The sequence below is a fragment of the Streptomyces sp. NPDC040610 genome (genome assembly GCF_055594065.1).
On the sequence record NZ_JBVIXA010000002.1, the window covers coordinates 1176642 to 1190402 of the forward strand.

General features: G+C 73.1%; 11 protein-coding genes. 7 read left to right on the forward strand and 4 right to left on the reverse strand.

Annotated features, from left to right (window positions below):
• Positions 1 to 76 precede the first annotated feature (76 nt).
• From ACZ6AA_RS11510 to ACZ6AA_RS11520, 3 genes are all read left to right on the forward strand, one after another.
• Complete coding sequence (locus ACZ6AA_RS11510) at positions 77 to 1315, forward strand: sensor histidine kinase (RefSeq protein ID WP_471457557.1); 1239 nt, start codon at positions 77 to 79, stop codon at positions 1313 to 1315.
• A gap of 176 nt (positions 1316 to 1491) precedes the next feature.
• Positions 1492 to 2154 (forward strand): response regulator transcription factor, encoded by a 663-nt coding sequence (locus ACZ6AA_RS11515; RefSeq protein WP_468459684.1) that lies wholly within the window; start codon positions 1492 to 1494, stop codon positions 2152 to 2154.
• A gap of 97 nt (positions 2155 to 2251) precedes the next feature.
• Entirely contained in the window at positions 2252 to 3409 is a 1158-nt protein-coding gene (locus ACZ6AA_RS11520; RefSeq protein ID WP_289956303.1) for an ROK family transcriptional regulator, read from the forward strand.
• 198 nt (positions 3410 to 3607) lie between these two features.
• Here ACZ6AA_RS11520 and ACZ6AA_RS11525 read toward each other — a convergent pair whose 3' ends face one another.
• Together ACZ6AA_RS11525 and sigJ are read right to left on the reverse strand one after the other, a co-directional pair.
• Positions 3608 to 4369 (reverse strand): GntR family transcriptional regulator, encoded by a 762-nt coding sequence (locus ACZ6AA_RS11525; protein WP_468459540.1) that lies wholly within the window; start codon positions 4367 to 4369, stop codon positions 3608 to 3610.
• A 290-nt stretch (positions 4370 to 4659) separates the two neighbouring features.
• Positions 4660 to 5580: an RNA polymerase sigma factor SigJ gene (gene sigJ, locus ACZ6AA_RS11530; RefSeq protein WP_468459542.1), complete on the reverse strand. Its 921-nt coding sequence runs from the start codon at positions 5578 to 5580 to the stop codon at positions 4660 to 4662.
• 152 nt (positions 5581 to 5732) lie between these two features.
• Between sigJ and ACZ6AA_RS11535 the strand changes: the two genes are divergently transcribed.
• From ACZ6AA_RS11535 to ACZ6AA_RS11545, 3 genes are all read left to right on the forward strand, one after another.
• A complete protein-coding gene (locus ACZ6AA_RS11535) occupies positions 5733 to 6590 on the forward strand; it encodes an alpha/beta fold hydrolase (RefSeq protein WP_468482222.1) in 858 nt (285 codons plus the stop codon).
• 358 nt (positions 6591 to 6948) lie between these two features.
• Positions 6949 to 8529 (forward strand): alkaline phosphatase D family protein, encoded by a 1581-nt coding sequence (locus ACZ6AA_RS11540; protein WP_468459546.1) that lies wholly within the window; start codon positions 6949 to 6951, stop codon positions 8527 to 8529.
• A 195-nt stretch (positions 8530 to 8724) separates the two neighbouring features.
• Complete coding sequence (locus ACZ6AA_RS11545) at positions 8725 to 10206, forward strand: GNAT family N-acetyltransferase (RefSeq protein ID WP_468459548.1); 1482 nt, start codon at positions 8725 to 8727, stop codon at positions 10204 to 10206.
• A 105-nt stretch (positions 10207 to 10311) separates the two neighbouring features.
• Here ACZ6AA_RS11545 and ACZ6AA_RS11550 read toward each other — a convergent pair whose 3' ends face one another.
• Together ACZ6AA_RS11550 and ACZ6AA_RS11555 are read right to left on the reverse strand one after the other, a co-directional pair.
• Positions 10312 to 11214 carry an NAD(P)-dependent oxidoreductase gene (locus ACZ6AA_RS11550; RefSeq protein ID WP_471457560.1) on the reverse strand — a complete coding sequence of 301 codons (903 nt, stop codon included), beginning with the start codon at positions 11212 to 11214 and terminating at the stop codon, positions 10312 to 10314.
• A 117-nt stretch (positions 11215 to 11331) separates the two neighbouring features.
• Positions 11332 to 11916: a TetR/AcrR family transcriptional regulator gene (locus tag ACZ6AA_RS11555; protein WP_471457562.1), complete on the reverse strand. Its 585-nt coding sequence runs from the start codon at positions 11914 to 11916 to the stop codon at positions 11332 to 11334.
• 122 nt (positions 11917 to 12038) lie between these two features.
• Between ACZ6AA_RS11555 and ACZ6AA_RS11560 the strand changes: the two genes are divergently transcribed.
• The gene (locus ACZ6AA_RS11560; protein WP_468459554.1) at positions 12039 to 13751 is read left to right on the forward strand and encodes a DUF885 domain-containing protein; all 1713 of its coding nucleotides are present in this window, start codon (positions 12039 to 12041) and stop codon (positions 13749 to 13751) included.
• Positions 13752 to 13761 lie beyond the last annotated feature (10 nt).

Sequence of the window (13761 nt, forward strand, 5' to 3'; positions counted from 1 at the left end):
ACTTCCCCCGCCCGGGGAGATCGTCTCCCCCGTGCGGGGGAGCCGGGCCCGGCGCGGGTGCTGGCACGATGACGGCATGTCCCGCTTCCTGCGACCGCTCACCCGCGCGGTCACGTACACCCGCTGGCTGCACGTACTCGTCGGCTGTGTCGCCGGGTTGACGTGCGCGTCGGTCTACGGGATGTCGGACGCGAAGGTCCTCGACCTGTTCGTGGGGTTCTTCGTCCTGCCGGTCCCCCTGGGGGTCGCGGCCGGTCTGGTCCCTGCGATGCGCCGGGCCGAGGGGCTGCAGGCCCGGCTGATGCTGTTCCCCGGCACCCACGCGCGCGGGGCGGCCGGTCCGCACGACGCGGCGCCCACCGGCTCCGGTGTCTCCGTGATGCCGTCGGCCTCCTGGAACGAGCGCTGCCGCACGGCGCTCTGGCTCGGTCTGCGGATCGAGGCGGGCTCCGCGATGGCCTTCGTGACCTGGTTCTTCATGGGTCAGACGCTGGCGTTGATCGGTGCGACGGCGCAGGAGCGCACGGCGGATCCGGCGCTGGTCCTGCCCGCGCTCGCCGACGGCCCCTGGTGGACGGACGCGCTGCTCGTCCCCGTTCCGCTGCTGGTCCTGCTCGGCTGCGTGGTGGCGGTGGGGCACTTCATGACAGCCGTCGCCGGGCGCCTCCTCGGCCCCTCCCCCGCCCAGCGCCTAGCCGCCTTGGAGGAGCGCACCGAGCAGCTCCTGGAGCGCAACCGCATCGCCCGCGAACTGCACGACTCCATCGGGCACGCGCTGACCGTAGCGGTGGTGCAGGCGGGCGCCGCGCGGGCCACCGCCGATCCGGCGTTCACCGAACGCGCCCTGGAAGCCATCGAGGACACCGGCCGGCACGCCCTGGAGGACCTGGAGCGGGTGCTCCGGGTGCTGCGGGAGGACGGGCAGCCCGGGCGCCAGCGGCCGACGCTCGCCGACGCCGACCGGCTGCTGGACTCCGCGCGCACGTCGGGCGTGAAGGTCGAGGCCGAGGTGACGGGCCCGGTGGACCGGCTGCCGGGGCCGGTGTCGCGCGAGGGCTACCGCATGCTCCAGGAGTCCCTGACCAACGTCCTGCGGCACGCGGGCCCGGTGCCGGTGCGCGTCCGGGTCACCGCCGACGACAACCTGCTCACCCTCGACGTACGCAACGCCCTGTCGGCGCCCGCGACGCCCACCGGGCGCGGCGGCAGCGGCCTGCGCGGGATCCGTGAGCGGGCGACGCTGCTCGGCGGCCAGGCGCACACGGGACCGCACGACGGCGACTGGCGGGTCCGCGTCGAACTGCCCCTGACGTGAGGGCAGGCGGCCTCCGCCATGACGGCAGTCGGCCTCTGACGTGACGGCACGGTCTACGTGGAAGCCGACTTCCCCCGTGTAGAAACCGACTTCCTCCGTAGACACCCGCTTCCTACGTAGAGTCCGACTTCGGCACTCCACGGCGTACGGAAAAGCTCGTGATCTACGCTGACCGGATGCCGGTCACCGTCCTGCTCGTCGACGACGAGCCCCTCGTCCGCGCGGGTCTGCGCGCCGTCCTCGAGGCGCAGCCCGACATCGAGGTCGTCGGGGAGGCGGCGGACGGCGCCGCCGTGATCCCCCTGGTCCGGGAGCTGCGGCCGGACGTGGTGGCCATGGACGTGCGCATGCCGCTGCTCGACGGCATCGAGGCCACCCGCGCGGTCCTGCGCACGGTCGCCGACCCGCCCAAGATCGTCGTCATCACGACCTTCGAGAACGACGAGTACGTGTACGAGGCGCTGCGGGCGGGCGCCGACGGCTTCCTCCTGAAGCGCGCCAGGCCCGCGGAGATCGTGCACGCGGTGCGCCTCGTCGCCGAGGGCGAGTCGCTGCTGTTCCCGGCGGCGGTGCGGGAGCTCGCGGGCTCCCACGGGCGGCAGCGGGGCAATCCGGACGCCCGTGCGGCCCTGGAGCGGGCCGCGCTGACGGGCCGCGAGGAGGAGGTGCTGCGGCTGATGGCGCGCGGTCTGTCGAACGCGGAGATCGCGGCGCGCCTCGTCGTCGGCACCGAGACCGTGAAGTCGCATGTGAGCTCGCTGCTCGCGAAGCTCGGGGCGCGCGACCGGACCCAGGCCGTGATCACGGCGTACGAATCCGGTTTCGTCGCGCCGGGCTGAACCCGCCCCCTTCCGGGCGGCCTGATCGGCACTCGCCCCGATCGGTGGCTTCCGAGTACTCTTCGCCCATCATGCGCATGGGATGGAAGGACGGACGTTGGGGCGGCTGACCGGCGGAGATCCTTCTCTGCTACGGCGGATCAACTCCGCGGTCGTGCTGCACGCGCTGCGTGCGGCGGATTTCGCGACACTCACCGAGATCACCCGGGTGACGGGGCTTTCCCGGCCCACCGTCGAGGGCGTGGTCGAAGGGCTCAGTGAGGCCGGGCTCGTCGTGGAGACGGACGCGGACGAAGGGGGCGCGCGGCGGCAGGGTCGACCGGCGCGGAAATTCCGGTTCCGGGCGGAGGCGGGACATCTGCTCGGTCTGGAGATCGGTCCGCACCGCGTCGCCGCCGTACTGTCCGACCTCGACGGCAAGATCCTCGGGACGGCGGCGAAGGACGTGTCCGAGACCGCGTCCGCCGACGAGCGCCTGGAGCGGGTGCGCGGCTCCGTCGCCGATCTGCTGCGCCGCGCGGGCGTCTCACGTGGCTCGCTGCGCGCCGTCGGCGTCGGGAGCCCGGGGATCGTGGAGGCCGATGGTTCGGTGCGGCTGAGCACGGCGCTGCCGGGCTGGACAGGCCTGCCGTTGGGCGAGCGGCTGCGGCGCTCCTTCAAGTGCCCGGTCCTGGTGGAGAACGACGCGAACGCGGCGGCGGTCGCCGAGCACTGGAAGGGCGCGGCGACGGAGTCGGACGACGTGGTGTTCGTCCTGGCCGGGCTGAGCCCGGGTGCCGGTTCGCTGATCGGCGGGCGGCTGCACCGGGGGTACGGCGGGGCGGCGGGCGAGATCGGCGCGCTGCATCTGCTGGGCCGCGAGGTGACGCCGGAGACGCTCCTCTCGACCACGGACGAGCCGCTGCACCCGCTGGACGAGCAGGCGGTCGCGGAGGTCTTCGCGCACGCGCGTGAGGGCGACGAGCGGGCGCTGGCCGCGGTCGACCGTTTCATCCGCCGTCTGGTGCACGACGTGGCCGCGCTGGTCCTCGCGCTCGACCCGGAGCTGGTCGTGGTGGGTGGCTGGGCGGCGGGCCTGGACGGCGTCCTGGAGCCGCTCCACCAAGAGCTGGCCCGCTACTGCCTCAGGCCGCCCCGGGTGACGCTGTCGATGCTCGGAGAGGCTGCGGTGGCCACGGGCGCGCTGCGGCTCGCGCTGGACCACGTGGAGGAGGAGCTGTTCGCGGTGGAGGGCACGGTGACCGCGCGGCAGTAGGGCACGGCGGCCGCCGTCAGGTGCCGCCGCCACCCGTCGGACAGCGCCGGAGGGCGTTCGAAGAAGGGCTCTCAGACGAGGACGGGCTCACAGGCAGGGCCGGAACGGGCCCTCGGACAGTGTTCGAAGGCGGGGCCTTCCTCTCGACGGATCGAGAGGAAGGCCCCGCCTTCGAAGTGTCCGGTCGCTTCCTGCTGCTCAGGAAGCCTGCTGCTCCGGCCCGTGGTGGATCTCGACCGCGCCCTGGTCGCCGAAGGTGAGGCGGCAGGTGTCCGCGCGGTACGTCGCCATGGAGAGCGCCGCCGTGCGCCCGCCGGCGAGGAAGCGCGTGGTGACGACCAGGACCGGGGCGCCGGGCAGGCGGTCCAGGGCCTTGGCGTCGTCCGCGCGGGCGGAGCCGAGCTCGACGGAGCGGTCCTGGCCCTCCAGGGCGAGGCGGCCCAGCTCGCGCAGCACCGCACGCGCGCGTGCCGCGCCCGCGGGGGCGTCGATCGCGGAGAGGTCGGGGACCGATCCCGCCGGGACGTACAGCAGTTCGGCGGCCACGGGCTGGCCGTGGGAGACGCGGGTGCGGCGCACTGTGTGCACCGGCTCGTCCGGGTCGATGTCCAGGGCGCGGGCCACCTCGGCGGGCGCGGGCGCCAGCTCGCTGTCCGCGGGCTGCCAGGCGTCCCCGGCCGCGCCGGGCCAGGTGCCCTGGGCGGAGCCGACAGCCACGCCCATGCGGGGCGGGGCGACGGTCGTGCCGACGCCGCGGCGGCGCTGCAGGCGTCCTTCCAGCTCAAGCTGTTCCAGTGCCTGGCGGAGCGTCGCGCGGGCGACGCCGAACCGGGCCGCGAGGTCGCGCTCGTTGGGCAGGATCTCGCCCACGGCGAACTCGGAGTCCAGTGCTTCGCTGAGCACGGTCTTGAGGTGCCAGTACTTCGGCTCCGGCACCGATTCCAGCTGCGTGGTCCCCACCCTGTCCTCCGCAATCGCCGTGCGCAGGCGGCTTTTTCGCGCCTTGTTTATTAAAGGTTCCTGCACTATCTCAGCGACGATAGAGCCGCGCTCACCCTTGGTCAAGACCAATCCTGAGTCCGTTACAGCCCGCAGTGAAGTGGTGCCACAGAGCATTCACGTGCTGTTCGCGCGTGGTCGACACCTGACGTGCGGGCGTGACGCAATCCGATACGTCCCCACCGGGCGCGCACACGGCACAGCCCCCGCCCGGTGCACGGGCGGGGGCTGTTTCCTGCGGGTCGGGGGCGCTAGGCGCCGAGCCCCACGAGCTTGTCCGGATTCCGCACGATGTACACGCGCCGGATGTGTCCGTCGGAGATCTCCAGTTGGATGACGCTGTCGGGCTTGCCGTCGGCGACGAAGAGGATGGACTGGACGCCGTTGATCTCCAGGTGGCGGATCTCGAAATCGGCGTGCTCCGCGAGGCCCTTGCGTGCCGCGCCCACGACGAAGCGGCCCACCTTGTCGGCGGACTGCACGACCCGCAGGGGCGCCCTGGCCTTGCCGCCGCTGTCGCCCACCAGGTCGACGTCCGGCGCGAGCACGGACATCAGCCCGTCCAGGTCGCCGTCCACGGCGGCGGCGAGGAAGCGCTCGGTGAGGTCGCGGCGCTCGGCCGGGTCGACCTCGAAGCGGGGGCGCCCCTCCTCCACGTGCTTGCGGGCGCGCCCGGCGAGCTGGCGCACGGCGGCCTCGCTACGGTCGAGCGTCTCGGCGATCTCCGCGAACGGGAACCCGAAGGCCTCGCGCAGCACGAACACCGCGCGCTCCAGCGGCGACAGGGACTCCAGGACGACGAGCACGGCGAGCGACACGGAGTCGGCGAGCACGGCCTTCTCGGCGGTGTCGGGCACGGTCGGCCCGAAGTCGGTGACGAGCGGCTCGGGGAGCCAGGGCCCGACGTACGACTCGCGGCGCGACTGGGCGTGGCGCAGCCGGTCGATGGCGAGGCGGGTGGTGATCCGGACCAGGTAGGCGCGCGGTTCGCGCACGTCCTCACGTTCGCCCGCGGACCAGCGCAGCCAGGCGTCCTGGACGACGTCCTCGGCGTCGGCCACCCGCCCGAGCATGCGGTAGGCGACGCCCATGAGGACAGGTCGGTGCTCTTCGAAGACGTCGGTCGCGATATCGGTAGCCACACCACCATCCCAGCCGACGGATCTGCTCATGTCCACCTCCGTCGGGCAAGCGGACGAGGATCACACCGGGCTCGGGGCGACCCCGTCCCGGACTCGGCCTCAAGTCGGTGACGCAGCGCTCTTGAAGTCCTCGCTACTGGGCGGTAATTGTTGCTGACAAGGTGTCTAAGTCAGGAGCAGTCATGGCCGCACGGGTGGCAGGGTCCGCAGAGGCCGCAGAGGTGTCGTTCAGCGTCGAGTCGCCCCGCGGGCCGCGCTCGGTGACGATCGCCTACCAGCGCTCCGGCACCGGGGCGCCGCTGCTCCTGCTGCACGGCATCGGCCACCACCGCCAGGCCTGGGACCCCGTCGTCGGCATACTCGCGGCCGAGCGGGACGTGATCGCCGTGGACCTGCCCGGCTTCGGCGCCTCCCCGGCACTGCCGGACGGACTCGCGTACGACCTGTCCACGGTGGTGCCCACGCTGCGCGCCCTGTGCGGGGCCCTGGGCGTCGAACGGCCGCATGTGGCGGGCAACTCGCTGGGCGGGCTGCTCGCGCTCGAACTCGGCCGGGAGAAGCTCGTACGGTCCGTCACCGCGCTGTCCCCCGCCGGGTTCTGGAGCGAGGCGGAGCGGCGGTACGCGTTCACGACGCTGCGCGCGATGCGCGGGATCGCGCGCCGCCTCCCCCTGCCGACGGTCGAGCGGCTGTCCCGGAGCGCGGTCGGCCGGACCGCGCTCACCAGCACCATCTACGCCCACCCCGGCCACCGTTCCCCGGAGGCGGTGGTCGCGGAGACGCTGGCGCTGCGCAACGCCACCGGCTTCCACGAGACGCTGGCCGCAGGGCGGGACGTGCGCTTCCGCGACGACGTGCCGGAGCTGCCGGTCACCGTCGCCTGGGGCACCCGCGACCGGCTGCTGCTGCGCCGCCAGGGCATCCGCGCCAAGCACGCCGTCCCCGGCGCCCGGCTCGTCCGGCTGCCCGGCTGCGGGCACGTCCCGATGCACGACGACCCGGCCCGGGTGGCCCGCGTCATCCTCGACACCAGCCGCTGACTTCCACAGGACGAGCAAGGGCCGTCGGCCCCAGGAGACCCAGGGACTCCAGGAGTCGGCCCACGCGCGCGTGCTGAACTCGGCCCACGCGCGTGCTGAACACCGGGCGGTAGCCGTCCGGGGCATCGACGTCTCCGTAGACCCCCGTCTGCACGGAGCCATCTACGCAGAGCGGTCTACGTAGACAACGATCAGGCCCTCCTCCGTGGGCCGGGACGCCGCGCGACTCGGTGTCCGGCGCGGCTGTTCCCCTGGCCCCATGGGCGGTTGTTCACTTGTGGTTCGCGTGGGCGCCGTGGCGCAGCAGTACACGTGGCACTGCACATCCGATCGATTCGCCGTCCCTGGAGGCGTCTTCATGTCACACCGTCCGTCGAGCCCGTCCCCGCGCCGCCGCAGCCTGCTGCGCGGTTCGCTCGTCGTGCCCGCGGCGCTCGCCGTGCCCGCGCTGTCCGGCGGGGCCCCGGCACTCGCCCTGCGGGGCCGTCCGAGCGCCGACTGGGGAGTGCAGGCCGGTGACGTGGGCGCGCACTCGGGGCTGGTGTGGGTGCGCTCCGACCGGCCCGCTCGCATGATCGTGGAGACGTCCGCCACGGAGTCGTTCCGGCGGCCGACGCGCTGGCACGGCCCGCTGCTCGGCCCCCGCACCGACTTCACCGGCACCACGCGGCTGCGCGGGCTGCCCTCCGGTGAGCAGATCCACTACCGCGTGCTCCTGGCCGACCCCGACGACCCGCGCCGTACGGGGAAACCGGTGACCGGCACGTTCCGCACGACCTCGCTCAGACGCCGGGACGACGTGCGCTTCCTGTGGTCGGGGGACATCGCGGGCCAGGGCTGGGGCATCAACCCGGAGCTCGGCGGCTGGCGGGTGTACGAGGAGATGCGCGGCCGCAACCCCGACTTCTTCCTGTGCAGCGGCGACAACATCTACGCCGACGGCCCCATCCAGGCGACCGTCAAGCTGCCCGACGGCCGGGTGTGGAAGAACATCACCACGCCGGAGAAGTCGAAGGTCGCCGAGACCCTCGCGGAGTTCCGCGGCAACTTCCGGTACAACCTGCTCGACGAGCACCTGCGCCGGTTCAACGCCCAGGTGCCGTCCATCGTGCAGTGGGACGACCACGAGGTGCGCAACAACTGGTACCCGGGGCAGATCCTGGAGGACGCGCGCTACACGGAGAAGGACGTAGACGTCCTGGCGGGGCGTTCGCTGCGGGCGTTCAGCGAGTACTACCCGATCTCCACACAGCGCCCCGGCGACCGCGACGGGCGGGTGTACCGGGTGCTCCGGCACGGCCCGCTCCTGGACGTGTTCGTGCTCGACATGCGCACGTACCGCAACGCCAACTCGCCGAACCGGCAGCCCGAGGACGCCACCGGCATCCTGGGCGCCGAACAGCTCGCCTGGCTGAAGCGGGAGCTGTCGCGCTCGCGCGCGGTGTGGAAGGTCATCGCGTCCGACATGCCGCTGGGCCTGGTGGTCGGGGACGGCCAGACGAACTTCGAGGCCGTCGCGCAGGGCGACCCGGGCGCGCCGCTCGGCCGCGAACTGCAGATCGCCGAGCTGCTGCGGCACATCAAGCACCGCCGGATCACGGGCACGGTGTGGCTGACGGCCGATGTGCACTACACCTCGGCGCAGCACTACGACCCCTCGCGCGCCGCCTTCAAGGACTTCGCGCCGTTCTGGGAGTTCGTGTCCGGGCCGCTCGCCGCGGGCGGTTTCCCGGCCGTGAAACTCGATGGAACCTTCGGCCCGGACCAGACGTTCGTCAAGGCGCCGGACCGAGCCAACACATCGCCGGCGGAGACACCGCCCTACTACGGAGAGGTGGACATCGACGGCGACAGCGGCGAGTTGACGGTGCGACTGCGGCAGCAGGGCGGAGGCGTGCTCTTCACCAAGGTGCTGCAGCCGGGACGCGTGGGCCAGTGACGACCCGCGCGGGTGCGGACCGGCCGCGTCCGGTCGGCACCCGCGCGGACCGTTGCGGGCATACGGGGGACAGCAACGGACAACCGGGGTGAGCAAAGAGTAATGAAACGGACAGAACCGCTCTTAACCCATCAGTCACAAACCGTTCGTGATCACGCAACACCCTTCGGCCAGAGTGACTGCATGAGTGCTGACATGTCTGATGTGACGCGCAAGAAGCACGGCAGGCCGGTGCACCACTGGCGCCGGGACGTCGTCGAACTCGCCGCGCTGTTCACGGCCGTGGCCGTGGCGGACGCGGTGGCCAATCTCGTGGGGCACGGCCCGGACGGGCCCGAGCTGCTCCTTGTGTCGGCCGTGATCCTCGCGGCCACGGCCGGGTTCCACACATGGTGGGCACGGCGCCACACGCATGCGCCGCCAGGCGCGGAGAGCCCGGATACGGGCGCCCCGCCGCGGCCGGCCCAGGACCGGACCGGGGAGACCACCGACCCCACCGACACCACGACCGCCGGGGCGACGCCGACCACGTCCGCCACGACAACGCCGGACGCCGCCGACGCGGCGGCCGGTCCACGACCCGAGCCGACGACCCTGTGGCGCATGCGCACGACCGTGCGCGACGCCCCCGGCTCGCTCGCCGTGCTGTGCACGGCGCTGGCGGGGGACAGCGTCGACATCCTGAGCCTGCAGACCCACCCGCTGGCCGACGGCACGGTCGACGAGTTCCTGCTGCGGGCCCCGGCGGCCCTGCCCGCGGCCGACCTCACGCGCACGGTCTCGCGCGCGGGCGGATCGAGCACCTGGATCGAGCGGGCCGACGCCCACGACCTGGTGGACGCGCCGACCCGGATCCTGGGCCTGGCCACGCGCACGGCCCTGGACGCGGCGGAACTGCCGCTCGCGCTGCGCCAGTTGCTGGGCCGGTGCACCATCCGCTCCCTGCCCGCGAGGCCGGGGCAGACGGAGCGCGCACTGGAGGAAGCGGCGCCCGTCGAGGGCGCACTGGACGGGACCGTGCTGCGGCTGCGGGCCCCCGAAGGCGGAGTGATCACGGTCGAGCGCCCGTATCTCCCGTTCACCCCCACGGAGTTCGCCCGCGCGCGGGCGCTCGTGGAGCTGGACACCCGGCTCGGCCCGCGCATCCCGCGCGGCCAGGACGTGCTCACGCTCCCCGAGGGCAGCGACATCACGGTGAGCCGCGCCGACACGGGCGACCTCAAGGCCGCCAAGGACATGCACGAGCGCTGCTCGAAGCGCACCCTTGGCATGCGCTACCACGGCCCGGTCAACGACGCCGACCGCTATCTCAACCACCTCCTGAGCCCGCGCTTCGGCCGTACGCTCGCGGCGCGCACCGCGTCCGGCCGTGTCGTCGGCCTCGGTCATCTGCTGTGGGACGGTGACGAGACGGAGATCGCGCTGCTCGTCGAGGACGACTGGCAGCGTCGCGGCATCGGCGGCGAACTGCTCGGCCGTCTGGTCTCGATGGCGATCGAGGCGGGCTGCGAGAGCGTGTACGCGGTCACGCAGTCGTCCAACACCGGCATGGTCGCCGCGATGCGCGGTCTGAAGCTCCCGCTGGACTTCCAGATCGAGGAGGGCACGCTGGTCATCACCGCCCGCCTCGACGCCACACCGGTGCGGTCGCAACTGCCGTACGACAGCCACCAGTAGCGCCCAGGACCGCCGACGCGGTCCAGCCGTGAAAGGCGCGGTCCAGCCGCGAAAGGACGCCCGCACCCTCGCGCGAGGGTGCGGGCGTCCGCCGTCCGGAGCCCGTCAGGCCCCCGCGCCCAAGTTCGGCCCCGCGCCGGTCCGGGCCACGAGGTACGAGGCGGCCATGTCCTTGTCGCCGTGCCCGGCGTCGGCCGCGCGCCGGAACCGGGCGAGCCCGGCGGCGCCGACGTCGGCCGCCACCCCGGCCGACTCCGCCGCCGCCACGACGAGTTCCGCGTCCTTGACGGAGTTGCTCACGGAGAAGCTGGCCGTGTAGTCGCCCGCGCGCATCGCGGCGGCCTTGGCCTGGAAGAACGGGCTGTCCAGGGGGCCGCCCGCGACCGCGTCGACGACGAGCGCCGGGTCCACGCCCAGCGCCTCGGCCAGGGCGAGGCTCTCGGCGGTGCCGTGCGTGAGGGCGAACACGAGGCTGTTCAGGGCGAGCTTGAGGCGGCTGGCCGCGCCGGGCTCGTCGGAGACCCAGACCGTGCGCGTGCCGATCGCGTCGAACACCAGGCGCGCGAGCTCCAGCGGCTCCCCGGTCGTTCGCGGCCCCGAGGCCAGGACCACCAACGCGCCGTTCTCCGCGGGCTGCTTGGTGCCCTGCACCGGCGCGTCGTACAGCACGAGCCCGTGCGCGTCCGCGAGCCGCGCGAGCTCGTCGATCTCCTGCGCGCCGACCGTGCTCAGCTGCACCCACACCGCGCCCCGGGCCAGCGCGGGGGCGGCCGCCGCCAACGCCTCGCGCACGGTCGGCCCGTCCTTGAGGACGGTCACCACGACGTCGGCACCCGCGACCACCTCGGCCGGGGTGGCGCACACCTCGATACCCTCGTACGCGGCGAGGGGCTCCGCCCTGGCGTGGGTCCTGTTCCAGACGCGCACCGCGAAGTGCGCCCGCAGATGGCGCGCCACGGGTGCGCCGATGATCCCGGTGCCGAGTACGGCGACCTTCTTCTGCGCCATGTGCGTCCTCCTCGAAGAGACTGTCATAATTGACCGATCGTTCTGTTATTGAGGCGTGGGAATCCACCGCCCGGGACAAGACGCGCCAGGGCGGGGAGAGTCGGGTCCGATGAGCCCCTAGGTCAGCAGCGCCAGCGCCTGTCGCGCCGCCGCCCGCACCCGGGCCTCGCCGCCGGAGACCTTGCCGACCACCCGCATGCCCTGGAGCAGCACGAGCAGCATGCGGGCGAGGGCGCGCGGATCGCGCTCCTCGGGGATCTCCCCCTGGGCCCGCGCGCGGGTGAGCGCGGCGTGCAGCAGGGTCTCGATCTGCTCCCAGTTCAGCTCGACCCTGCGGTCGGCCGCGGGGTCGTGCGGGGCCAGCTCCGCCGCCGTGTTGGTGACGAAGCAGCCCGCGAGCCGGGTGGCCGGTGCGGACGACTCGGCCACGAAACGGTCGAGCAGGGCGTGGATCCCCGGCAGCGCGGGGCCGGGCCGTGAGAGCTCGTCGAGGAGCAGCGGATCGTTCAGTTCCGTATAGCGGTCCATCGCCCTCAGGTACAGCTCGCGCTTGTTGCCGAAGGTCGCGTAGATGCTGGCGCGGCCGATGCCGAGATGCTCGACGAGGTCCGCCATGGACGTCGCCTCGTAGCCACGGCTCCAGAACAGGTCGAGCGCTGCTCCGAGCGCGGCGTCGGGGTCGAATTCCTTGGTCCTCGCCATACGGCGGACGCTAGCCCCAACTGGAACGATCAGTCAACTAAAGGACGGATGGTCGCCGCCGCGCCTGGTGCGGCGCCCACGCGCCCGTGACGTGCGGCCCTGTCCCGTACCAGGATGTCCGCATGTCAGACACGAACATCACCCCCACGGCCGCGGGCTCAGGACCGCTGCCCCGCGAGGTCGCCGACACCTACGTCGACGAGCTCATCGCCCTTGACCCCGTCACCGGCACCTACCTCGGCGTCAAAGAGAGCAACAGCAAGCTCCCCGACCTCTCCCCCGCGGGCCTCGACGCCCTCGCGGCGCTCGCGCGCACGACGCTGGCGCGGCTCGACGAGGCGGAGGCACGCCCGGGCGCCGACACCGACGTGGAGCGGCGCTGCGCGCGGCTGCTGCGCGAGCGGCTCACCGCGGAGCTTGCCGTGCACGAGGCCGACGAGGGCCTGCGCGCCGTCGGCAATCTGCACACCGCGCCGCACGCGGTCCGGGAGATCTTCACGGTGACGCCGATGGACACGGACGAGGACTGGGCGGCGATCGCGGAGCGGCTGCGGGCGGTGCCCGGCGCGTACGAGGGCTACCGGGCCTCCCTCGAACTCGGCCTGGAGCGCAAGCTGTTCGCCGCGCCCCGGCCGACGGCGACGTTCATCGAGCAGCTGACGCAGTGGGCGGGGGCCGAGGGCGGGCCCGGCTGGTACGAGGAGTTCGCGGCGGACGGACCGCAGGCGCTGCGCACCGAGCTCGACACGGCGGCGAAGGCGGCGACCGGCGCGGTCGTGGCGCTGCGCGACTGGATGCGGGACGTGTACGCGCCCGCGATCGAGGGCGCGCCGGAGGTCGTGGGCCGCGAGCGCTACGCCCGCCTCTCGCGCCACTTCAACGGCACGGACCTGGATCTGGACGAGGCGTACGCGTACGGCTGGGCCGAGTACCACCGGCTGCTCGGCGAGATGCGGGCCGAGGCCGAGAAGATCCTGCCGGGCGCGGCCACGCCGTGGGTGGCCCTTGCGCACGTCGACGAGCACGGCGCGCACATCGACGGGGTCGACGAGGTCCGGCAGTGGCTGCAGGACCTCATGGACGAGGCGATCGAGGCGCTGGACGGCACCCACTTCGAACTCGCCGAGCGGGTGCGCAAGGTGGAGTCGCGGATCGCCCCGCCCGGCGGCGCCGCCGCCCCGTACTACACCGGTCCCTCCGAGGACTTCTCGCGCCCCGGCCGGACCTGGCTGCCCACCATGGGCGAGACCCGCTTCCCCGTGTACGACCTGGTGTCCACCTGGTACCACGAGGGCGTGCCCGGCCACCATCTGCAGCTCGCGCAGTGGGCGCACGTCGCCGAGAACCTGTCCCGCTACCAGGCGACCGTGGGCATCGTCAGCGCCAACGCGGAGGGCTGGGCGCTGTACGCGGAGCGCCTGATGGACGAGCTGGGCTTCCTCACCGACCCCGAGCGGCGCCTCGGCTACCTGGACGCGCAGATGATGCGTGCCCTGCGGGTCATCGTCGACATCGGCATGCACCTGGAACTGGAGATCCCCGCGGACTCCCCGTTCCACCCCGGCGAGCGCTGGACCCCGGATCTTGCCCAGGAGTTCTACGGGGCGCACTGCAGCCGGCCCGCGGACTTCGTCGAGAGCGAGATGACCCGCTATCTGACGATCCCCGGGCAGGCCATCGGCTACAAGCTCGGCGAGCGCGCCTGGCTGCTCGGCCGCGAGAACGCGCGGCGGCGGCACGGGGACGCGTTCGACGCGAAGGCGTGGCACATGGCGGCGCTGTCGCAGGGGTCGCTGGGGCTCGACGACCTGGTGGACGAGCTCTCGGCGCTGTGAGGCGGGCGGG

Excerpts from the sequence above, each read along its gene's own strand:
- ACZ6AA_RS11555 (WP_471457562.1), bottom strand. The coding sequence starts at position 11,916 with ATGGCGAGGACCAAGGAATTCGACCCCGACGCCGCGCTCGGAGCAGCG.
- ACZ6AA_RS11535 (WP_468482222.1), top strand. The coding sequence starts at position 5,733 with ATGGCCGCACGGGTGGCAGGGTCCGCAGAGGCCGCAGAGGTGTCGTTC.
- ACZ6AA_RS11545 (WP_468459548.1), top strand. The coding sequence starts at position 8,725 with ATGTCTGATGTGACGCGCAAGAAGCACGGCAGGCCGGTGCACCACTGG.
- ACZ6AA_RS11560 (WP_468459554.1), top strand. The coding sequence starts at position 12,039 with ATGTCAGACACGAACATCACCCCCACGGCCGCGGGCTCAGGACCGCTG.
- ACZ6AA_RS11540 (WP_468459546.1), top strand. The coding sequence starts at position 6,949 with ATGTCACACCGTCCGTCGAGCCCGTCCCCGCGCCGCCGCAGCCTGCTG.
- sigJ (WP_468459542.1), bottom strand. The coding sequence starts at position 5,580 with ATGAGCAGATCCGTCGGCTGGGATGGTGGTGTGGCTACCGATATCGCG.
- ACZ6AA_RS11550 (WP_471457560.1), bottom strand. The coding sequence starts at position 11,214 with ATGGCGCAGAAGAAGGTCGCCGTACTCGGCACCGGGATCATCGGCGCA.
- ACZ6AA_RS11510 (WP_471457557.1), top strand. The coding sequence starts at position 77 with ATGTCCCGCTTCCTGCGACCGCTCACCCGCGCGGTCACGTACACCCGC.
- ACZ6AA_RS11515 (WP_468459684.1), top strand. The coding sequence starts at position 1,492 with ATGCCGGTCACCGTCCTGCTCGTCGACGACGAGCCCCTCGTCCGCGCG.